Source organism: Tateyamaria armeniaca, assembly GCF_045797845.1.
Classification (GTDB): domain Bacteria; phylum Pseudomonadota; class Alphaproteobacteria; order Rhodobacterales; family Rhodobacteraceae; genus Tateyamaria; species Tateyamaria armeniaca.
The window spans coordinates 3,930,418-3,950,473 of record NZ_JBHDIY010000002.1 but is presented as its reverse complement, the minus strand read 5'-3'; the positions used below and the strand labels follow the sequence as shown (position 1 = coordinate 3,950,473).

Sequence of the window (20,056 nt, the reverse complement as noted above, 5' to 3'; positions counted from 1 at the left end):
CGCGATGCGCCCGCATGTGCAGCGGACTTAAGGGTCGTTCGTATCCAGCCAGATCGTCACCGGCCCGTCATTGACCAGTGAAACATTCATGTCCGCGCCGAACTTTCCCGTCTCTGTCGTGATGCCGATGTCGCGCAGGGCGTGTGCGAATTGCAGGTAGAGAGTTTCGGCCGCGTCGGGCCCTGCGGCACCCGAGAATCCGGGGCGATTGCCGCGCGATGTGTCCGCCGCCAAAGTGAACTGGCTGACCACCAAGGCACTGCCACCGGTTTGCAGGATGGAGAGGTTCATCTTGCCCGCATCGTCTTTGAACAAACGCAGCTTTGATATCTTCGCGGCAAGGGCCGTCGCCGTGTCTACATCATCACCGGGCATCGCGCAGACAAGGATCAGCAGACCCGCTCCGCATTGGCCAACCACTTCGCCCGCAACCTCGACTTGCGCGTGGCTCACCCGTTGCAGCAGCGCTCTCATCTGCGCCAGTCCACGATGTCTTCGACCTCGGCCCGCGCGGTGCGCAAATTGTTCGCTGGGTGGTTAGGATCGGCATAGCCGAAAGAAATGGCGCAGAGGATCATCGCGTCTTCGGGTATGTCGAAATGGTTGCGCACGAAGAGGGCTTGCGCCGCGATGGCCGCTTGCGGGATGCTGGCCACTCCAAGTGCTTGGGCCGCAAGGCAAAAGGCGGTGACAAAGCCGCCGGTGTCCATCGCGCCGTAGGGTCCGAGTGCTTTTGGCGCTGTCACGATGGCCACGTGCGGTGCGCCGAACAGGCGGTAGTTTTCCATCATCTGTCTGCCCGAGGCGGCGCGGTCGCCTTTTTCGATCCCCACCGCATCATAAAGCTGAAAACCGCAGGCGCGGCGGCGATCCCCGTACACACCGGGGTAGCCTTCGGGCCATGGCAGATCGGGGGCAGGGGGCGTTGTGCTGGCGGCTGTGAAAAGTGCTTCGCGGAATGCGTCGGTGGCGGCCCCGCTGGTGATGATCAACTGCCACGGCTGGGCGTTGCACCAGCTTGGCACGTGGCGTGCGGCCTGCACGATGCGGGCGATCTTATCCTGCGGCACGGGAGTGTCCAGAAACGCGCGACAGGAAAAACGGGCGCGCAGCAGGTCGGTGAGCGTGTCGTAACCGCTCATCCCTGCAACGCCGCGACGAATCCGACGGCCCCGGCGATCAGCACCCCGATCACAACGGCCAGTGCAATCTTGCCCGCCGAATAAGGGCGTTCGCCCTGCACCCGGCCCGTGCGCCCGTTCACGACGAAGCGGTAGGTTTCGCCGCGGTATTTGTAGGCGGCCAGCCAGACGGGCAAAAGGATGTGCTTGAAGGTGACTGCGCCAAGTTTGGTGTCAACGGAATGGATACGCTGGCGATCCCCGCCGATGTCAAAACGCACGTCGCGGGCGATGATGCGGTCCATGCGCAGCCGTGCCTCGACAAAACCCTGTTCAAGCTCGACCGCGTACCCTTCGGCCCGAAAGCCCGCGAGGAATTCAGGGGCATAGGGTTGCAATGCGCTGAGATCCCAGGGTTCCAGCGCATCGGTAAAGCGTTTGGGAAGCGACGTTGAGGCCAGCACAAGCACGTCGTCGAAAAAGCGGGCAACCTTGCCGCGCGTGCGTTGCCAGCGGACCTTGGCCACCTGCACCTGTGTGCGTTTGCCGTCGCGCATTACAGTTTGCGTCTCGTGATAGACCGTGCCGCGTTCGCCGGTATAGGCGCTGCGCGTGTCTGCATCGAAGGTCCAGTAGGGCACATAGATGCCTTGCAGGCTGCGCCCCTTGCGCGCGTAGTCCTGCAGCCCGTTCGGGGCGAACCAAAGCGAGCCGAGCCAGTCGGTCATGGCCTTGCGTGCCTCGGCCTCGGTCATGGCAAAGGGCAACACACCGCGCGGTTTGATGTGGCGGTGCGCGCCGGTGTCCGTGACCACGGGCGTGGCGCAGAACGGGCATTCGGCGGCGTGCACGTTGGCGTCGAATTCGACTTGTGCCGCGCAGTTCGGGCACTTGGAAACGCGGGTTTCCTCGATCTCTTCGCTGGGCAAGGTGGCGTTTAAGGCGGCGCGGTAGTCGAGTTCCGATATGGCCGCAGGCGCTGCCTCGCGCGTCCCTTCGATCTGGGTCGTGTTGCCACAATGATCGCAGGTCAGCGTGCCTGCTTGCGGGTCAAAACGGAAATCCGCCCCGCAATTGTCGCAGGGAAAACGGTGGTCCGCCGGGGCGGGCGCGTTCGAGAGGTCGGGCAGGTCTGTCATAGCACTCCGTGCACTGCTTTGGGTGTGATCCTGCGCAAGGCACCATCGCCAAGAGCCGTATGCCGCCAGAGATGGAAAATGGCATGCAGCGCCGATGCGGACATGAGGTAAAAGTAGATCGGCGCGAGGTCAGGCCCTTGTGCCACCTGTCCCCAGATGCTGAGGGCTGCAACACCCCCGAGCGCTGCGTACATGGCCCGGCTGAGCCACGGATGCGCGGTGCGCAAGGCCCCTTCCAGTTTGGGACCGGGGCCGTTCATAAGCCCGTTTGTCAGCGCAAGCGCGCACATCGCCAGCCCGCTCAGCCCGAAGGTCCATGCAAGAGCGGGCAGTGGTCCTGCGGCGACCAGCAGGATCAGCACCACGAAGGTGAGCCAGTGCAGAAGGATCGTGGCGCGGCGGCGCATTCGGGTTTGCCCTTTACAGGTATCGGTGCAGGACCTTGGGTAACATGATCCGCAAGGCGTTGTCCCGTAAGATGTAGTGCCGCCAGAGATGGAACAGGGCATGTCCGCCCGCGACCACGCCAAGAGCGTAGAATTCGATGATGTGGATTTGCCCGACGATGTCATTGGCGTCGCGCCAGCCCATGGGCGGGGCGATGGGCAGGAACCCTCCGGCCTTGAGCAACACCGCAGATGTGAGGCCGAGTAGGAACCCGGTGACAGCGACAAAGAACAGCCCCCAGATTAGGGTCAGATGCAGCGCGCGATGCAAGGTCCGCCAGCGCCCTTTCAGCTTGGGGCCCGGTCGGCTGGCCAACCCCCGGCGCATCAGGTCTGCAAACCACAACAGCGACAGCGACACAAAGATCAGGGCGAGCATGGAGTGCGCCTGAAAGGCGGCGGGACCGAAGGGGGTCACGTCTTTGGGCTGGACCAGCAGGAACCAGATGAACAGCGGCACCATGACCCAGTGCAGCCATTTCAGGGCGGTGCGCCGTGCAGGCAGGCGCGACAGAAGGGGGCGTGTGTTTTTCACGCGTTTCAGTGTGGGCTGGACGTGCGAGCTGTCAAGATCCGTGCGGGTTGGCACCGGTCAAGAGAAAGTGTGCTGGCGCTTCGGCGCTGTGCCCTCAGAGTGTGGCAGCACTCTCAGTTCGCGCGGCGCTACAGCGCCTTTGCACGCGCGAATGACACCAGGCGTCTGGATTCTTCATCCCACAGGTTCAGGCGCGCATTGCCAAGGCTTTGCCTGATGGTCATTCGGTTGCCCTCGGCCAGATCCACGTGATCGCGCAACACTTCCGGCAATCGGTAGAACGGAATGCGACTGTAGAGGTGGTGAACGTGATGAATGCCGATATTTGCACTCACCCATTGCAACACGGGCGGCAAAACGTAATGCGAACTGCCCTCAAGGGCAGAGTGGTGCATCTGCCAGCTTTCTTCCTTGTCCCAGATCGTCGTCTCAAACTGATGCTGCACGTAGAACAGCCAGACACCTGCGGTGGCTGCCAGCAGTGTCGAGGGCAGGAAAATAAGTAGGATCGGCATCAGTCCCCCCAGGTACACGATGAGCGCGACCCAGGCGATGATGGCCGCATTGGTGCACATCGCGCTGACCCAGTATTTGACGTGACCCGTCAAACCCAATGGCAGCCGGTTTTGGAGCAAAAACAGGTACCCGGGCCCAAGACCAAACAACACAACGGGGTTGCGATAAAGGCGATAAATCAAGCGGTTGAAGGGGGTCAATGCGCGATATTCCGTCACGGTCAGCGTGTGCACGTCGCCCATTCCACGCCGCCCGAGATTGCCCGACGAACTGTGATGCAGCGAATGCGAGCGCCGCCACACATCATATGGTGTCAGGGTTACCACCCCGATGACACGCCCCAGCCAGTCGCTGACTGTGCGGTTCTTGAAAAACGCGCCATGCCCGCAATCATGCTGGATACAGAACAGGCGCAGCAGGAACCCGGCGTTGATCAGCGAAATGGTGAATGTCAGCCAATAGCTGATCGACATGGCCCACCATGCCAGCGCCCAAAGCAGCACGAACGGCCCGATTGTCACCGCCAGCTCGAACGAGCTGCGCAGGGCATCAGGTTCGCGATATTGGGAAAGTGTCTTGACCCATTCAATGGCAGGTCGCTGCGCGGGCGTCTGCCCGGCCGTGTCGTCGTGATCAAACATGTGCCTGCTATTTTTTTGTTATACCGGAAGCTGATACACGACCCGAGACGTTTCGGAAAGGTAACTTGGGCACGGCGATGCGAATCGTCTGGTGACATTTGTGTCAGCTGGTCCGGGGTGCCGGCATGGCCCGTCAAAATATTGGCATGCGGGGGCGTACGTGCCGCGCATGCCAATTCGTTCCATCTGTGCTTGCGATCCCGGTCAAAGGCGCGCCGCCGTGCCCCCTTATGCGCCCGGTGGCGGGGGTGGCAGGATGGTGAAAAGTTGCGCCAGTTCCGTCACATCCTCGGCCTTGAGCCATCCGTCCTGCCCGGCCGTCCAGACATAGGAGTCCCGTCTGAGGTCGCCATCCGCTGCCATGCGGGCCATGCGTGCTTTGGAGAACGGACCGGTGGTCTGTCCGCCTTCGGCGATGTGCCAGACATGTTCGACAGGGGGCGGGGGCGGTGTGGGTGCGGCGCTGCGCGTAGGCTGCGCCCCCACGGACCGGATTGCGCCGCCATGTTGCCCATTTGCAGGCCCATCGCGGCCCCAAGGCCCGCCTGCATCGCGTCTCCGGCCCCGCCACCTTCGCGCCCAAGCGCTTCGGCGGCCTGGAATTGCATGTATTCGTTGAGGTTTCCGATCACTCCCATGGAGGATCGTTTGTCCATCACCTCCTCGACCGCGGGGGGCAGCGAGATGTTTTCGATATAAAGTTCGGGGATCACCAGACCGTATTCGGCCACTTGCGCGCTGATTTCCTTGGCTACGATCTGTCCCAGTTCGCGGGTGTTGGCGGCCATGTCCATCACCGGGATACCGGATTTGGCAAGGCTGCGCGACATTTCCTGCACGATGATGTTGCGAATCTGGAAACTGATCTCGTCCATGGTGAATTCGCCGTCCGTGCCGACGATTTCCACAAGGAACTTGGCCGGGTCTGCCACCTTGACGCTATAGGTGCCAAAAGCGCGCAGGCGCACGGGGCCGAATTCCGGGTCGCGGCAGATGATCGGGTTCTTGGTGCCCCATTTCAGATCGTTGAAGCGGGTTGTGTTGACGTAGTAGATTTCGGATTTGAACGGGCTTTTGAAGCCGTGATCCCAGTGCTGCAGCGTCGTCATGATCGGCATGTTGTTGGTTTCAAGCATGTAGAGCCCGGGGGTGAAGACATCGGCCAGTTGCCCTTCGTGCACGAACACCGCCGCTTGCCCTTCGCGCACGGTCAGCTTGGCCCCGTATTTGATCTCGTGCCCCTCGCGTTCAAAGCGCCAGACCATCGTGTCGCGGGTGTCGTCCACCCAGTGGATGACGTCGATGAATTCACCGGAGAGGAAGTCGAAAATACCCATTTGGGGTCTCCTTTGGTCGTGTCAGAGCGGGCCGGAAACGGCCTCGCGGGCGAGAATGCGCACGATAGGGCGCGCGGTTTCAACGGTCATGCCGGGCGCGAGGCGCGCATCATAAAGCATGCCCAGCAGGGCCTCGTCATGATCCGTCAGCAAGGCGAATTCGTCGTCATCGTTGAAGATGCTGGGCCGCGCCTCGGGGCTGTCATTGGCAAGGCCAAGGCCTTGGGCCAGTTCCTCGTGAATGCAGGACAGGCGCAACAAGTCGGGGTTTTCGGCGCGGATCACCGCCACGGCAGCAGTGTAGGTTGTGCGGTCGGCGCCGGACGCATAGGCCGCAACCGCGCAATAGGCGTCCTGGGGCAGATTGCGCAGGGCGGACAGGTTTGCAACGGTTACCCCGGGCAGGCGAGCGGCGATCTGGTCGAGGGTGGCGGCGCGGTCATCTTCGCTGGCGAAGACCACCATGAAATTCGGCGTGCCCGAGGCCGACACGGGGTGCCCAGTCGTGCGCGCCAGACGGCTGGCATAGGCGCGCACGTCGGCGCGGTCCTGCATGCGCTGGCTGGGTGGTACGGACGGGCCGAACGCCACGCCGATGCGTACCGGGCCAGACCAGCGGCGCAGATCGCTGGCCCCGCCGCGACGCGCGCCATTGGGCGCGTATTCGTTGTAAAACACGATTTGCTCGAAATTGCGCGCCAGCATTTCTGCCGAGAATGGCGTGTCCGGGCCGCCGCCGTCCTGCCGCAGCAGTCCCGACGTCAATTGGCTGGATTGCACCTGGGTCAGATATTGACGCAGGGCCGCGCTGCGCTCGGACGTGGCGCGGGGCGGGGCGGGGGCAGGCAGGGCCACCGCCGCCGGGCGCGCCTGTGGGGTCAGCACGGGTTCAACCGGCGCGAATTCGTCACAGGCCGCAAGCAGGGTGAGTGCCGCAAATCCGCGCCACACCCACCCTGATTTTCTGGCCCGCGCGCCGGTCATGCCCTTGTCGATCAGCCCGGAACGGAGGTGGCCGCGTTGTCGCCAGCCCCATCCTTGCGCGCCTTGGCCGAGGCCAGTGTGTCGCGCAGATCGGCTTCCATTTTCTTGAGGTCTTCTTCGGCGGCGGCGCGTTTTGCCTTGCCTTCGTCCGCGATGCGCAACGAGTCCTCGATGGTGCCGATCAGGTCGGCATTGGCCTTCTTGACAGCTTCGATGTCGAATACGCCGCGCTCCATTTCCGTGCGGATGGCCTTGTTGCTTTCGCGCAGGTTGGCCGCATTCGAGGTCAGCAATTCGTTGGTCAGGTCATTGGCATCGCGCACCGCAGCCGCAGCCTCGGCAGAGCGCTGGATGGTGACGGCCTGAGCCAGCTGGGTTTCCCAAAGCGGCACGGTGTTCACGAGGGTCGAGTTGATCTTGGTCACGAGGCTCTTGTCGTTTTCCTGCACCAGACGGATCGAGGGCAGCGATTGCATGGTCACCTGACGCGTCAGTTTCAGATCGTGCACCCGGCGTTCCAGATCGTCGCGGGCAGCCCGCAGATCGCGCAGTTCCTGTGCAACCATGACCTTGTCGTCTTCGGCTGCCGCTTCGACATCCTTTTCCTTGGCTGGAATGACGGTGTCGTCCAGTTCCTTGATCTTTTCCTCGCCGGCGGCAATGTACAGCGCCAGCTCGTCATAGAACTGCAGCGTCTTTTCATACAGCAGGTCGAGCGATTTGATGTCTTTCAGCAGCGTGTGTTCATGCGCCAGCAGGTTGTCGGTGATCTTGTCGATCTGGTCCTGCACTTTTTCGAACTTCGCCGTGAACTTGGCAAACGGGGCCGCGCGGCCCAGCAGTTTTTCCCACCACGACCGGTCGCGGCGCACGTCGAGTTCCGAGATGGAAAAGCCGCGAATGGTGGTCACGATCCCGCGCAAGGAGTCACCGGCAGGCCCCACATCCTTGTTGCGCACATCCGTCAGCATGGCCTGAGAGATTTCCTGCAATTCGGCCTGAGCGGCAGAGCCGAAGGACACGATTGAATTGGTGTCGTTCATATCAATCTCGTCCATCCGGGCGCGGATTTCGGTGCCGACAGGGGCGTCCGCCTCGGCCAGTGGCACAATCGCGTTCGCGTCCTTGGGTTCGGGCAACACGACGGCTGTCACTTCTTCGACGGCGGCCAGAGCGCTTTCGGCCTTTTTGCGGATGGTCTCGGACATGATGGGATACCTTGCTGTAATTTAAGTGTCTTCGGGCGCGGTCCGCACCCCTTCGCGCTGCAACCGGTCGCGCAGCACGTCGATTTCAATGTTCAGATCAGAGCGGTCTTCGACCAGCAGCTTGCGCGTGCGGGCGGCGAAATTGTTGGTCAGGTCGTCCAGCAGGTCGCTGTAGTCACTGCGCGCCTGTGTGTCGCGGGTGCGGGCGTAGATGTCGGCAAACTTGATCGTCGCATCGCGCGCGCCCATCAGATAGACGCCCAGATATTTGCGCGCGGCGGTCAGGTCCCTCGGGTCTTCCTCGACTGTGCGGATCAGATCGCGGGCGGTGGCCTGAAATTTCTCCAGCTTCAGCGCCATCTGGCGGTCTTCGGCACGCTTCATAGCGTCTGTCATGGCGCTCAGATGCGTTTCAGCCTCGTCCACGACGCGCGCCACGCGGTCTTGCTGGAACGTGTCGACGCCTTCCATCCCTTTGTCTTTCAGCGGGTCGATCCCGAAGGCGGCCAGATGCAACCCGCCTGCGGCGACACCAAAAAGGATTGGGGCCACCAGCCCGGGCTCCGAGCGGTAGGCGGCAATCGCGATGCCGAAGCCGGTCAGCACGGACGAGAACAGTTTGCGCGGGATAGCAGGGCGGCGGGCGACCTTGCGCGCGGTATAGGCCGCTTCGGCCAGCAGGCCGCCGCGCAGCAGCCACGCCGCCAGCGTCAGGATGCCAGCGGACACAAGCGCCAGCGCAAGGTTCAATGCGCCGTCGTTCAGCGCCAGAAAAACCATCGGGATGGCGGGCAGGAACAGGATGTTGGCGCGGGCGCCGACAGGGTCCACCTGCGCGCCCTGAAAGGCCCCGCGTTCGCCCCCTTTGGGTGCGGTGTCGTTGCCATCGGGGCTGTATTTTCCGCCAAAGCGTTGCGCCATAGGTTCAAAGCCCCCGATCAGGCCGGTGGTCACGCCAAACATCAGTGCAATCAGCACCGCATAGGCGATTTTCTGGAACGCAGTTGGTTGCATCAATGTCCCCCGACCCGTGTTGGCGCGACTATAGGTGTTTTGCAGGTGCGGCACTAGAGCCGTCCCGCACGCCAGCGTGCCCCCGCAAGAGGTATAATCGCGTCGGGCGCGCGCAAGGGGAATTCTGCGGGTTTTGCCGCATTTTCAGGCGGTTTCAGCGCGATTTGCGCTTGCGCACGGGCGCTTTGGGTCTGGGTTTGGCCGTTCCGGTGGCGTCGGGCGTTTCGATGCCCAACTGATCGCGCACGATCTTGCGGCGGATTTCCTCGACCGCGCCCGGCTTTAGATCTCCCAGCTGGAAGGGGCCATAGCTGATCCGGATCAGCCGGTTCACCACCAGCCCGATGCTCTCCATCGCGCGCCTGATTTCACGGTTCTTGCCTTCGCGCAGGCCGACCGTCAGCCAGGCGTTGGCCCCTTGCTGGCGATCAAGGTTCACCTGCATGGGCTGGAACCGCTCACCTTCGACTGTGATCCCCTTGCGCAAGGGCTCCAGGGTGGCATCTGTGGGCCGTCCGTTGATGCGCACGCGGTATTTGCGCATCCATCCGGTGCTGGGCAGTTCTAGCTTGCGCTTGATCCCACCGTCATTGGTCAGCAGCAAGAGCCCTTCGGAGGTGATGTCGAGCCGCCCGATGGACATCACGCGCGGCATGTCCTCAGGCAGCGCGTCATAGATCGTGCGCCGCCCCTTTTCGTCCGCGTCCGTGGTCACGAGGCCCGCAGGCTTGTGATACAGCCACATCCGTTCGGGTTCGGGTTCGCTCAGCGCCTTGCCATCGACGGTGATGCGGTCGGCGTCCGTGACGTTCAGTGCGGGGCTGTCGATCTGCTTGCCGTTCACGCTGACCCGCCCGGCGGCGATGATGGTTTCGGCACCACGACGGCTGGCGATCCCGGCACGGGCAAGAACCTTGGCGATGCGGTCGCCCTTTGATGGGGTGTCGGTCATGACGTGGCCATAGCGGTGGCTTGCGCATGAGGCAAGGGACGTGGCAACTGGAGGAATGGAGTTTCGCTCATTCATGGAACTGGCGCTGGAAGAGGCGCGCGCAGCCGGTGCCCGCGATGAGGTACCCGTGGGGGCGGTTGTCGTGGCACCGGGAGGTGATGTGGTCGCGCGCGCCGGCAACCGGACCCGCGAGTTGCGTGACCCGACGGCCCATGCCGAAATGCTGGCCATTCGCGCGGCTTGTGCAGCGCTGGGGTCTGAGCGGCTCGGGGGGCATTCCCTGTATGTCACGCTTGAACCCTGCGCGATGTGTGCCGCCGCCATTGCGGCAGCGCGGATCGAGCGGTTGTATTACGCAGCCTCCGATCCGAAATCGGGCGGTGTGGCGCAAGGCGCACGTGTGTTTTCCCACGCCCAAAGCCATCACGTGCCCCAGATCTATGACGGGATTGCCGCGTCCGAGGCCGAGGCATTGCTGCGGGATTTCTTTGCCGCCAAGCGCTGAGCATTGGACAGGGTGATCCATTCTGCGCAGAGTGGGGCCCATTCAATCCAAGCCATAGAAAGAATGCCAATGACGACGTCCATTGAATAGATTGCTGCTGACCATCCATGGCTGGGAAGAATGGGACATGGATGCAGATATGAACGTCAAGGCATCGCGCGGGTGGTTCGACGCAGAGGAATATGCGCGGCAGGTGGCGGGCGGCTAGAGGCCGCCGGCCTTTCACAACGCGCGCTGCACGTCCATTAAAGCTCAAAAGTTGAACTTGATGGTCCCGACGGGTTCAAGTTTCAACTTTTGCTTCTTGCTGTCGAACTTCAGCTTGAACCCGGCTGAAATCTTCTTGCTGCCAAAGTTGAATTTGATGCCATCGGGAATTTCCGGCGGCATGCCTTTGGAGGCCGAAATGTGGAACCAGGGAACGCCCTTGCAGGACTTCTTGGCGAGGGGCTGAAATTTCTTCATCGGAACCGCATTGTTGGTCTGGTTCTTCTTGGCCCAGTCCATCAACTGCTTTTGGGTCGGCATGAAGTTCTTCTTGACCTCGTCATTCACCTTGGGATCGAGTTTCAGCGCTTTTAGTCGCTTTTCAAAATCAGCGAAAAAGGCGTCCATTTCTTTCTTGAGTTCTTCAAATGTGGGTTCAGCTTTCTTATCAGGCATGGTTCAAAATTCCTTTTCATCGACATGCGAAAATTGCATGCGCTGAAAGTGTGTCTGCAACCTATACGTGGGTCAAGTCAGGAGATCCGGCAGTTGTCGGTAACCCTGCGTCGCACCATAGCTGTGGGTTTTCAGCCCTTCCACACAAGGCGGAACAGCGTCGTTTTGCCTGTAAATCCCTTGAGCGGGATGCTTTGCGGGGCCTCGAACACAAAGTCTGGCGCGTCGCCGACCATGGCCCGCGTGACGTCCGAGACGACAATATCACCGGGATCGGCGACGGCGGTGATGCGCGCCGACTTGTTCACGACAGAGCCGAAAAAGTCGTCATCCGACTGCACAACGTCGCCCGTATGCACCCCGATCCGCAGGCCAAGACGGGGCTCGATGTCGCGGGACGCCATGTGCCGCTGGATAGCACGGGCGGCGGCCAGCGCTTTGCGCGCCGAGGCAAAGGACGACATCGTGCCGTCCCCCAGCGATTTCACGAACTGTCCGTCATGTTCTTCGATGATCCTGCGCAAGGCAGCGAAATGATCCGCGACGATTGCCGACCACGCGCGATCCCCCGTAGCGGTTGCCAGCGTCGAAGAGTTGACGATGTCCGTGAACATGATCGAGGCGAGGCCTTCGGTCCCGAAATCGTGCTGCGTCGCCTGCGCTGCTGCGATCAGCGACGCAAAGGCGTTGTGGTCAACCCCCATCTTGGCGACGTTGGAATCCGGTTGGCTGATGTGGTGCTGCACCATTTTCCAGCTACCCCGTTCAAGGACAAAGACAAAGGTTGCGCGGTGCACGCCCTGGGTGCCGGTGCCGGGGAAAGTAAACCGGCTTTTGTAGTTGGCCCACCCGGTGTCGCCGTTTTCCCAGGCGTCAATTTCAACGTCTTCCTCAATGAAGTCGGGCACTTCGGCCATGTGATCGGCGATGCCATCCCGAACCAGTTGTCCCCGCCAGCTTTCGCCATCCGCAGTGCCGATATAGATCAGCGCCTCGGAGCGGGACAGGTAGTGGGGCAGGTCCTCGACCCGATGGGTGCGGATCAGATTGGTCCAGCGCCGCACAATGCCTTCGATCTCGGGCGAGGGGGCGATCATGCCTGCCACGCGAGGCTGTAAAGGACATGTTCGCCGTCCAGCCCCTTGAGCGGTACGGTGATCGGGTCGACAAAGCTGAAATCACCTGCGCTGACCATGGCGCGGGTGGCGTCCGAGATGCGGATTTCGTCCGGGCTGGCGGCGGCGGCGACACGGGCGGCCTTGTTCACCACAGTGCCAAGATAGTCGCCCTGGGCCTCGACCACATCGCCGGTGTGTATGCCGATGCGCAGGCGCAGGTGGGGTTCATCCGTTTGTGCGGCGGCTGCGCGCATGATGGCTTGGGCTGCGTGCAATGCCGCACTGGCCGAGCCGAAAGTCGACAAGGTGCCATCGCCCAGCGATTTCACCAGTTTACCGTCCGACGCCTCGACGGACCGGGTGATGTCGCCCACATGGTCGGTCACGATCCGGCTCCACCTGCTGTCCCCGGTCGCTGCGGCCAGTGCTGTGCTGTCCACGATGTCGGTGAACATGACCGAAGCGATGCCGGTGCGCCCTGCGTCGATCTTGCCGCGACTGGCCTCGATCAGTTTATCCAGATCGGGGGCGTCATAGCCCATGGATTCAATATTGGGTTTGGGGTTGGAATTGTGCGCGTGCACCACCCGCCACACCGCGTTTTCCAGCGAGAACACGAGCGTATTGCGGAATTTCATGAACATGTTGCTGTCGGGGGCATGCACGGTCAACGTGGTAAAAGCCCATCCAAAGCTGCCCGCCTCGTAAGCGATGACCTCAATGTCCTGAGCTTCCAGTTTCACCCCGTCGTCAAAATAGTCTGCAAACGTGTCATGCACGTCTGCGCCGGTCACGAATTCGCCTTCGTCCGAGCCGACAAAGGTCAGAGCAGCGCTTTGCGAGAACAGGCCCAGGGTCGCGGTGACATCGCGGCTGGCATGGGCCACCAGCCAACGCCGCGCGATAGCGGCAAGTTCTGGCGAGGGTACAAAGGGGTCCTGTGACCCGCTCACAGGGTGATCGCCTGCATCACCTGGGGTTCGATCACATCGACCCCCGTCAGCCCCGCCTTGAGCGCCTCTGCGTCCTGTTCGAGCAGCGGAAAGGTGCGGTAGTGGCAGGGGATCACGGTGTCGAAGTTGAAATAGCGTTTGGCGGCATAGGCGGCCCCGGCCATGTCCATGGTGAAATACCCACCCGCCGACAGGATGCCGATGCCGGGTTTGTAGTAATCCCCGATCCAGTCCATGTCGGCCATGATGTCCGTGTCGCCGGACAAGTATATGACCTTGCCTTCACCTTTGACGATGTACCCGCATTCGGCCCCCATGTAGACATTGCGCCCATCCACATCGATGGAAGACGAATGCGAGGCAGGCACGAGGGTCGCGGTCACATCGCCAAGCGCAATCGTGCCACCCTTGCCATAGGCGTGCCCCTCGACGGCGCCAGCCCCGTGCAGGTGTTTGCCCAATTCGTAGACCGCAGACACGGGTGCTCCGGTTGATTTGCTGATGTCGACCACGTCAGCGGTGTGATCGAAGTGCCCGTGCGTGATCAGGATATGCGTCGCACCCTCGACCGCTGCGTCATGCTGGTCTTCGGACAACATCGGATTGCCCGTAAGCCACGGGTCGATCAGCAAGATCTGATCGCCGATTTCAATGCGAAAGCTGCCGTGACCAAGCCAGATGATGTTCATGATGGCGTCCCCCTCTTTTACCGCACTTTAGCGCGTGTTTGTGGTTTCGGGAGCCTTCGGTGGGGATTTTTTTAGATCAGAGAAGGGGAACCTTGCGCACGTATATTTGCGGGATACGTCGGTCTGATCTGGTCCGGTCAGATGCCCCCGCCTTTGGAGATTGATTGATCCGCGTCAGGCTTTATGTGGCAGGGCATGGAGTTATGGCGCGAGATTGATGGCTATTGCGAACGGATGGACCCGGGATACTGGGCCGAGCCAGTCAATGCGCTGACAAATGCAGCCTTTGTCCTTGCCGCCCTGATCATGTGGCGCCGGTCGCACGGTGTGCCGATGGCACGCGGCTTGTGTGTGGTCCTGGGCCTGATAGGCGTGGGCAGTTATCTGTTTCACACCCATGCGCAGGTCTGGGCAGCAATTTTGGATGTAACGCCGATCCTTGGCTACATCCTGATCTATATCTTCGCAGTAAACCGGGATGTCTGGGGCATGCCGGTGTGGGTTGCGTTGCTGGGCACGGCCCTGTTCATCCCATATGCCGCGCTGACTGTCCCGCTGTGGCAGGGTCTGCCGGTTTTGGGTGTCTCTGCGGGCTATATGCCTGTCCCCATGCTGATCGCGATCTATGCGGTGCTCTTGTGGCGGCGGTATCCGAAAACGGCACGGGGCCTTCTGATCGGGGTGGGCATCTTGCTGGTCTCGCTCACCGCACGTTCGGTGGACGAGACCCTCTGTGCCGATCTGCCGCTGGGCACGCATTTCATCTGGCATGTGCTGAATGCGGTGATGCTGGGCTGGATGATCGAGGTCTACGTGCGCCATATCCGCGCCCATGCTCTTGAAGGCGTGGCACGCCCGCGCTAAAGCCTGCGCAAACCAGTATCTCTAGGGGTTTCCATGTCCATCGACGAAAGCACTGCCGCCCGCGTGGCGAAACTGGCCCGTATCAAGGTCGAACCTGACCGCCTGCCGGCCCTGGCGTCCGAGTTTAACACCATCCTCGGCTTTATCGAGCAGTTGGGCGAAGTCGATGTGGAGGGTGTCGCGCCGATGACCTCCGTAACCCCGCAGCGGCTCAAGCGGCGCGTGGACGAGGTGACGGACGGCAGCCAGCAGGAGGCGGTGCTCGCCAACGCGCCGGACGCGCGCGAGGGGTTCTTTGCGGTGCCGAAGGTGGTTGAATAATGGCTGATCTGAACAAACTGGGACTGGCCGAGGCGCGCGATGCGCTGCGCAAGGGTGACGTCACAAGCGTGGAGCTGACCGATGCCTGCCTGACTGCGATCGACGGGGCAGGGGCGTTGAACGCCTTTGTCCACCACACGCCCGACATCGCCCGTGCACAAGCCGCCGCTGCCGATGCGCGCATCAAGGCCGGTGATGCGCCCGCCATGTGCGGTCTGCCTGTGGGCATCAAGGATCTGTTCTGCACCAAGGGTGTCCCGTCCCAGGCCGGGTCGCGCATCCTCGAAGGGTTCTTGCCGCAATACGAAAGCACCATCACCCAGAACCTGTTTGATGCAGGGGCCGTGATGCTGGGCAAGTTGAACATGGACGAATTCGCCATGGGGTCGTCCAACGAAACCTCTGTCTACGGCAATGCAGTGAACCCGTGGCGGCGCGGCAATGATGACACGGCCCTGACGCCCGGTGGATCGTCGGGTGGCTCCGCCTCTGCCGTGGCCGCGGACCTGTGCCTGGCCGCGACGGGCACTGACACCGGTGGCTCCATTCGCCAGCCCGCAGCCTTTGTCGGCATCACCGGCATCAAGCCGACATATGGGCGCTGTTCGCGCTGGGGCGTCGTGGCCTTCGCTTCCTCACTCGATCAGGCGGGGCCGATGACCAAGTCGGTGCGCGATGCGGCCATCATGCTTGAAGCGATGTGCAGCCATGATCCCAAGGATTCCACCTCTGCCGACCTGCCTGTGCCCAATTTCGAAGCGATGCTGACGGGCGACATCAAAGGCAAGAAGATCGGTATCCCGAAAGAATACCGCATGGACGGTATGCCGGATGAGATCGAAGCGCTGTGGGCCGACGGCACTGCCATGCTGCGCGATGCGGGGGCCGAGATTGTGGACATCTCGCTGCCCCACACCAAATACGCGCTGCCTGCCTATTACGTGATCGCGCCTGCCGAGGCGTCCTCGAACCTCGCGCGCTATGATGGCGTGCGCTATGGGCACCGGGCCCGACTCGATCAGGGCGATGGCATCACCGAGATGTACGAGAAAACCCGCGCCGAAGGGTTCGGCGCCGAGGTGCAGCGGCGCGTGATGATCGGCACCTATGTGCTGTCGGCGGGGTTCTATGACGCCTATTACAACCGCGCGCGCAAGGTGCGGACACTGATCAAGAAGGATTTTGAGGACGTCTTCGCGCAAGGCATCGACGCGATCCTGACACCAGCGACCCCCTCGGCGGCCTTTGGGCTGGGCGAGGCATCGGATGATCCGGTCGAGATGTACCTGAACGACGTCTTCACCGTGACGGTCAACATGGCCGGATTGCCGGGCATCGCCGTGCCGGCGGGGCAGGACAAACAGGGTTTGCCACTGGGTCTGCAACTGATCGGCCGCCCATGGGAAGAGGGTGATTTGCTGAACACCGCTTACGCTTTGGAGGCGCGGGCCGGGTTTGTGGCCAAGCCTGCAAAATGGTGGTAGGCATCTCGAAAGAGAACCCAGAACAAGGGTGAGCAGAGATGAAAATCCGACACTTTCTGATCCTCGGTGCGACCGCCGCGCTGGCCGCGTGCCAGCCTGCTATTCCCGACAGCGGTGCAGGGATCGCGGACCCGGGGCGCGGTGTGGGCTTTGACAACCCAAGCACGCTTGCCGCGCGTGAAGCCGCCTTGTCGCGCAGCACGATTGCACCGGCACCTTCCGTTGGAACTTCGACATTGCCGCAGGCCGGGTCTGCCACCGCACCCCGTGCCGTGTCCGACCCGCAAGGGCTGGATGCCGAACTGGCTCAGATCGCCACGCAAAACGATGCTGCGGCAGCGCGTGCCAATTCGGGTGAAAACGTGGTGAATGCCAGCCCGTCCAATGCGGCCCCGCCACTGCTGAACAATCCGGGCATTTCGGACGAAAACAGCTTTGACGCCGTCGCCTCGCGCCAGTCCATCGAAAGCGATGCAGCCCGGATTGCGGCCAACAGGCAGCAATACGAGGTGATCCAGCCCACCGCCCTGCCATCGCGCAGCGGCAACACCCAGCCCAACGTCGTGCAATACGCGCTGCAGACAAGCCATCCGCGCGGCACGCAAGTGCACCGGCGTGTCAGCATTGCTTCGGCGGCCCGCACGCAGCGGAATTGCGCGCAGTACAATTCTTCGGATGAGGCGCAGATCGACTTTCTGGCCTTTGGTGGCCCCGAACGGGACCGCAAGGGCCTTGACCCGGATGGGGATGGCTATGCCTGCGGCTGGGATCCGGCCCCGTTCCGGCGCGCCTCTGGCGGCTGAGAGCCGAGGTGGAGATCCACCAGATCCCGTCCCCGAATTGCGGCCCGCGACGTGACGGGCTAATCCCGCGTTTCGTGGTGCTGCACTACACCGCAATGAAAAGCGCCGAGGCGGCGATTGCGCGGCTGTGCGATCCCACCCACGAAGTGTCGGCCCATTACGTGATCTGCAAGACAGGGCGTGTAAGCCAGTTGGTGAGCGAGGGCTTGCGCGCATGGCACGCCGGAGCCGGGGAATGGCACGGGCTGCGGGATATCAACTCGCGCTCCATTGGGATCGAGCTTGACAATGACGGTCAGGGGCCATTTGCCGAAGCGCTCATGCAAAGCCTTGAGGCGCTGTTGGCACAGATGCTGAACGCATGGGACATCCCGCCTGAAAACGTGATCGGCCACTCGGACATGGCACCGGGGCGCAAGTTCGATCCGGGGCCGTGGTTCGACTGGCCTCGGTTGGAGGCGCAAGGGCTGGCCGGGCAGCGTGGGAGCACCCCCGGCCCAAAGGACGCGCAGCTTACACAGTTCACGGTGCGCGCGCGCAGTGCAGGCTATACCATGAACACCGATCCTGAAACGCTGCTCGCCGCCGTACGCCTGCGGTATCGCGGCTTCAAGACGGGCCCGATCGAGCCACAGGACTTCACACCTCTCGCGCCTTTCGCAATCTGACCCCGATCCACCTTCATCTCGCCAAATAAACTCCCGCCGGAGGCTCCCGCAGTCGCCCCGTGCGCAATGCCCCCCATTGACGCACCCCGTCCACACCCCGTAAGGCAAACGTCGCGCGGAGGGGCGGATGGCCGCTGTGACGGGGTAACCTGTCACAGAGGAAAGTCCGGACTCCCAGAAGATACGGTGCCGGGTAACGCCCGGGCGGGGCAACCCGACGGACAGCGCCACAGAAAACAGACTGCCCTGCTTGCAGGGTCAAGGTGAAACGGTGGGGTAAGAGCCCACCGCCGGGCTGGCAACAGACCGGGCATGGCAAGCCCCACCGGGAGCAATGCCAAATAGGGACCGCGCGTTGGGCAACCAACGGGGCCGCTTTGCCCCAGCAGGTCCGGGTTGGCAGCTAGAGGGGTGTTGGCAACAGCACCTCAAGAGGAATGGTCATCTCGGGGCGGGCAACCGTCCTAGACAGAATCCGGCTTACAGCCTCTCCGCGCATCTACCATCCCCGCACCGTGTCACGCATGACTTCGGCCAGCGGAACGGCGGCGGCCTTGTCACCCGCCAGCTTGATCTGGTTCAGCGCCCCCCAGAGCGCGCCGACCAGAAATTCGGCGCGGTTGTCCGCATCTGCAATCCCATCCGCGACGAGCGCGATGCGAAACTGCGCTTTCCACAAGTCCCGATAGGCGTTCACCCGCGCGCGTATCGCCGCATTTGTGCGTTCCAGCTCGGACACGGTATTGACCATCAGACACCCTGCGTGCGCAATGGCCTCGGGCGGTTCGGGTTGGGAGAACCCCGCGAACACCATGTCGATGGCGGCGCGCCCAGGCGTGGCAAAGACCTGTTCAAGAGTCGTGCTGACCATGGCGAAATAGCGGGCAAGCACGGTTTCAAACAACTGCTCCTTGCTGCCGAACGCATTGAACAGACCGCGGATGCCCACGCCTGTCGCATCTTCGAGCATGCGGGTGGTCGTGGCCTCGTACCCATGACGCCAGAACGCCATCATCGCGGCATCCAGAACTTTATCTTCATCAAAATTGCGGGGTCGGGCCATAATTTTGCATCAAGCGTTGCAAAATGAACGCCATGTCCTTATCTCTCATTATGCATCGTTTGATGCATAATCAACAGTAGAGGATAAATCACATGCCCACAATCAAAGTCACAGTGCCCGCAGGCGCATGGAGCACGGAAGAAAAAGCGAAAATCGCCGATGGTCTGACCAGCAGCCTTGCGAGCGTCGCAACAGACGCCGGTAAGGGCGACATCCGTCAATACATCAACATCCAAATCATGGAAGCGGCCACGGGTGGCTACGCCATCGGGGGCAATGTCGTTGGCTGAGGGCGCGCAAATGGTGCCCGAGCTTTGGGCGATGGCGGGCCTGAGCGCGGTATGGGTGTTTCTGGTGTTTGGACAGCAACTCTTTAACGACAAGGCAAAGGGGGCTGCGTGGGCCTTGTCCAATCGTGACGATCAGGACATGCCGCCCACATCGCAGCGTCTGGCACGGGCAACCGTGAACCACGTCGAAAACGCGGTGATGTTTGTGCCCGTTGCCACAGCGCTAGTCGTGGCCGGGCTCAATACGTCTGTCACCGGGATCGCGGCTCTCGCCTTTCTTGCCTTTCGCGCGGGGCACGCGCTGACCTATGCGCTGGGCATCACCCATATCCGCAGCGGGTTCTGGATCGGTGGCATGGTGGCCACAGTTGTCACTGGCTGGCCGCTGATCCGCGCAGTGTTCGTCTGATCCGGCGGGCCGGGGTGGAATTTCTGCCGCCCCGGCCCGAATGCGCTGCAAGCGGGGTTGACTCGGGGGTGGCTGCGGGTAAAAGCGGCGCTCTAACGAATTTCCCGCTGTCGCGCCCTTTGCGGCGCGCCCGCGACGCAGGAGACACACAATGGCCAAGCCAACCACGATCAAGATCCGCCTGAACTCGACCGCAGGCACTGGCCACTTCTATGTGACCAAAAAGAATGCGCGCACCATGACCGAAAAGATGGTCGTCAAGAAATATGACCCCGTGGTGCGCAAACACGTGGAATACAAGGAAGGCAAGATCAAGTAAGATCGCCTCTCTTT

General features: G+C 62.0%; 25 protein-coding genes, 1 other RNA gene and 1 pseudogene. 11 read left to right on the top strand and 16 right to left on the bottom strand.

The genetic code is table 11. From position 1 onward, the window contains the following. Positions 1–27: 27 nt before the first annotated feature. From dtd to ACERZ8_RS20035, 11 genes and pseudogenes are all read right to left on the bottom strand, one after another. Positions 28–474 carry a D-aminoacyl-tRNA deacylase gene (gene dtd / locus ACERZ8_RS20085; RefSeq protein ID WP_407593943.1) on the bottom strand — a complete coding sequence of 149 codons (447 nt, stop codon included), beginning with the start codon at positions 472–474 and terminating at the stop codon, positions 28–30. Continuing rightward, complete coding sequence (locus tag ACERZ8_RS20080) at positions 471–1,142, bottom strand: nitroreductase (RefSeq protein WP_407593942.1); 672 nt, start codon at positions 1,140–1,142, stop codon at positions 471–473. The genes dtd and ACERZ8_RS20080 overlap by 4 nt, the downstream gene beginning before the upstream one ends. Continuing rightward, the gene (locus ACERZ8_RS20075) at positions 1,139–2,260 is read right to left on the bottom strand and encodes a TFIIB-type zinc finger domain-containing protein (RefSeq protein WP_407593941.1); all 1,122 of its coding nucleotides are present in this window, start codon (positions 2,258–2,260) and stop codon (positions 1,139–1,141) included. Before ACERZ8_RS20075 ends, ACERZ8_RS20080 begins: the two co-directional genes overlap by 4 nt. After that, entirely contained in the window at positions 2,257–2,667 is a 411-nt protein-coding gene (locus ACERZ8_RS20070) for a hypothetical protein (protein WP_407593940.1), read from the bottom strand. The genes ACERZ8_RS20075 and ACERZ8_RS20070 overlap by 4 nt, the downstream gene beginning before the upstream one ends. 13 nt (positions 2,668–2,680) lie before the next feature. Next, entirely contained in the window at positions 2,681–3,241 is a 561-nt protein-coding gene (locus ACERZ8_RS20065) for a cytochrome b (protein ID WP_407593939.1), read from the bottom strand. 128 nt (positions 3,242–3,369) lie between these two features. Continuing rightward, positions 3,370–4,398, bottom strand: a complete 1,029-nt coding sequence (locus tag ACERZ8_RS20060) for a fatty acid desaturase (RefSeq protein ID WP_407593937.1) — start codon at positions 4,396–4,398, stop codon at positions 3,370–3,372. A 228-nt stretch (positions 4,399–4,626) separates the two neighbouring features. Further along, positions 4,627–5,735: pseudogene (locus tag ACERZ8_RS20055) on the bottom strand (SPFH domain-containing protein). 21 nt (positions 5,736–5,756) lie between these two features. Beyond that, a complete protein-coding gene (locus ACERZ8_RS20050; RefSeq protein WP_407593936.1) occupies positions 5,757–6,719 on the bottom strand; it encodes a DUF2927 domain-containing protein in 963 nt (320 codons plus the stop codon). 11 nt (positions 6,720–6,730) lie between these two features. Beyond that, a complete protein-coding gene (locus ACERZ8_RS20045) occupies positions 6,731–7,927 on the bottom strand; it encodes a toxic anion resistance protein (RefSeq protein ID WP_407593935.1) in 1,197 nt (398 codons plus the stop codon). A 21-nt stretch (positions 7,928–7,948) separates the two neighbouring features. After that, a complete protein-coding gene (locus tag ACERZ8_RS20040) occupies positions 7,949–8,848 on the bottom strand; it encodes a 5-bromo-4-chloroindolyl phosphate hydrolysis family protein (RefSeq protein WP_407594324.1) in 900 nt (299 codons plus the stop codon). 247 nt (positions 8,849–9,095) lie between these two features. Next, entirely contained in the window at positions 9,096–9,893 is a 798-nt protein-coding gene (locus tag ACERZ8_RS20035; RefSeq protein ID WP_407593934.1) for a pseudouridine synthase, read from the bottom strand. Positions 9,894–9,948: 55 nt separating this feature from the next. On the opposite strand from ACERZ8_RS20035, the gene ACERZ8_RS20030 reads away from it, so the two are divergent. After that, the gene (locus ACERZ8_RS20030) at positions 9,949–10,398 is read left to right on the top strand and encodes a nucleoside deaminase (protein ID WP_407593933.1); all 450 of its coding nucleotides are present in this window, start codon (positions 9,949–9,951) and stop codon (positions 10,396–10,398) included. An 82-nt stretch (positions 10,399–10,480) separates the two neighbouring features. Then, positions 10,481–10,606 carry a hypothetical protein gene (locus ACERZ8_RS20025; RefSeq protein WP_407593932.1) on the top strand — a complete coding sequence of 42 codons (126 nt, stop codon included), beginning with the start codon at positions 10,481–10,483 and terminating at the stop codon, positions 10,604–10,606. A gap of 44 nt (positions 10,607–10,650) precedes the next feature. On the opposite strand, the gene ACERZ8_RS20020 is transcribed toward ACERZ8_RS20025, so the two are convergent. The 4 genes from ACERZ8_RS20020 to ACERZ8_RS20005 all read right to left on the bottom strand — a co-directional run bounded on the left by ACERZ8_RS20020 (position 10,651) and on the right by ACERZ8_RS20005 (position 13,821). Next, the gene (locus ACERZ8_RS20020) at positions 10,651–11,061 is read right to left on the bottom strand and encodes a hypothetical protein (RefSeq protein ID WP_407593931.1); all 411 of its coding nucleotides are present in this window, start codon (positions 11,059–11,061) and stop codon (positions 10,651–10,653) included. Positions 11,062–11,192: 131 nt separating this feature from the next. Further along, positions 11,193–12,158, bottom strand: a complete 966-nt coding sequence (locus ACERZ8_RS20015; RefSeq protein WP_407593930.1) for a nuclear transport factor 2 family protein — start codon at positions 12,156–12,158, stop codon at positions 11,193–11,195. After that, positions 12,155–13,132, bottom strand: a complete 978-nt coding sequence (locus ACERZ8_RS20010) for an adenylate/guanylate cyclase domain-containing protein (RefSeq protein WP_407593929.1) — start codon at positions 13,130–13,132, stop codon at positions 12,155–12,157. Before ACERZ8_RS20010 ends, ACERZ8_RS20015 begins: the two co-directional genes overlap by 4 nt. Then, a complete protein-coding gene (locus ACERZ8_RS20005) occupies positions 13,129–13,821 on the bottom strand; it encodes a metal-dependent hydrolase (protein ID WP_407593928.1) in 693 nt (230 codons plus the stop codon). Before ACERZ8_RS20005 ends, ACERZ8_RS20010 begins: the two co-directional genes overlap by 4 nt. Positions 13,822–14,016: 195 nt before the next feature. On the opposite strand from ACERZ8_RS20005, the gene ACERZ8_RS20000 reads away from it, so the two are divergent. The 6 genes from ACERZ8_RS20000 to rnpB all read left to right on the top strand — a co-directional run bounded on the left by ACERZ8_RS20000 (position 14,017) and on the right by rnpB (position 18,460). After that, positions 14,017–14,685 (top strand): ceramidase domain-containing protein, encoded by a 669-nt coding sequence (locus tag ACERZ8_RS20000; protein ID WP_407593927.1) that lies wholly within the window; start codon positions 14,017–14,019, stop codon positions 14,683–14,685. A gap of 33 nt (positions 14,686–14,718) precedes the next feature. Then, entirely contained in the window at positions 14,719–15,006 is a 288-nt protein-coding gene (gene gatC / locus ACERZ8_RS19995) for an Asp-tRNA(Asn)/Glu-tRNA(Gln) amidotransferase subunit GatC (protein ID WP_407593926.1), read from the top strand. Next, positions 15,006–16,490: an Asp-tRNA(Asn)/Glu-tRNA(Gln) amidotransferase subunit GatA gene (gatA, locus tag ACERZ8_RS19990; protein ID WP_407593925.1), complete on the top strand. Its 1,485-nt coding sequence runs from the start codon at positions 15,006–15,008 to the stop codon at positions 16,488–16,490. The genes gatC and gatA overlap by 1 nt, the downstream gene beginning before the upstream one ends. 38 nt (positions 16,491–16,528) lie before the next feature. Beyond that, positions 16,529–17,293, top strand: coding sequence for a hypothetical protein (locus ACERZ8_RS19985; protein ID WP_407593924.1), 765 nt, complete (start codon positions 16,529–16,531; stop codon positions 17,291–17,293). Positions 17,294–17,301: 8 nt separating this feature from the next. Beyond that, the gene (locus ACERZ8_RS19980; protein ID WP_407593923.1) at positions 17,302–17,961 is read left to right on the top strand and encodes an N-acetylmuramoyl-L-alanine amidase; all 660 of its coding nucleotides are present in this window, start codon (positions 17,302–17,304) and stop codon (positions 17,959–17,961) included. A 115-nt stretch (positions 17,962–18,076) separates the two neighbouring features. After that, positions 18,077–18,460, top strand: an RNA gene (gene rnpB, locus ACERZ8_RS19975) — RNase P RNA component class A. On the opposite strand, the gene ACERZ8_RS19970 is transcribed toward rnpB, so the two are convergent. Further along, positions 18,461–19,024 carry a TetR/AcrR family transcriptional regulator gene (locus ACERZ8_RS19970; RefSeq protein ID WP_407593922.1) on the bottom strand — a complete coding sequence of 188 codons (564 nt, stop codon included), beginning with the start codon at positions 19,022–19,024 and terminating at the stop codon, positions 18,461–18,463. It abuts the RNA gene before it with no gap. Between the two features lie 92 nt (positions 19,025–19,116). Here ACERZ8_RS19970 and ACERZ8_RS19965 point away from each other — a divergent pair, with 92 nt between their 5' ends. From ACERZ8_RS19965 to rpmG, 3 genes are all read left to right on the top strand, one after another. Continuing rightward, on the top strand, positions 19,117–19,314 hold the full coding sequence (locus ACERZ8_RS19965) for a tautomerase family protein (RefSeq protein ID WP_407593921.1): 198 nt from the start codon (positions 19,117–19,119) through the stop codon (positions 19,312–19,314). Further along, a complete protein-coding gene (locus tag ACERZ8_RS19960) occupies positions 19,301–19,723 on the top strand; it encodes an MAPEG family protein (RefSeq protein ID WP_407593920.1) in 423 nt (140 codons plus the stop codon). Before ACERZ8_RS19965 ends, ACERZ8_RS19960 begins: the two co-directional genes overlap by 14 nt. A gap of 151 nt (positions 19,724–19,874) precedes the next feature. Beyond that, complete coding sequence (gene rpmG, locus ACERZ8_RS19955) at positions 19,875–20,042, top strand: 50S ribosomal protein L33 (protein WP_058315632.1); 168 nt, start codon at positions 19,875–19,877, stop codon at positions 20,040–20,042. Positions 20,043–20,056 lie beyond the last annotated feature (14 nt).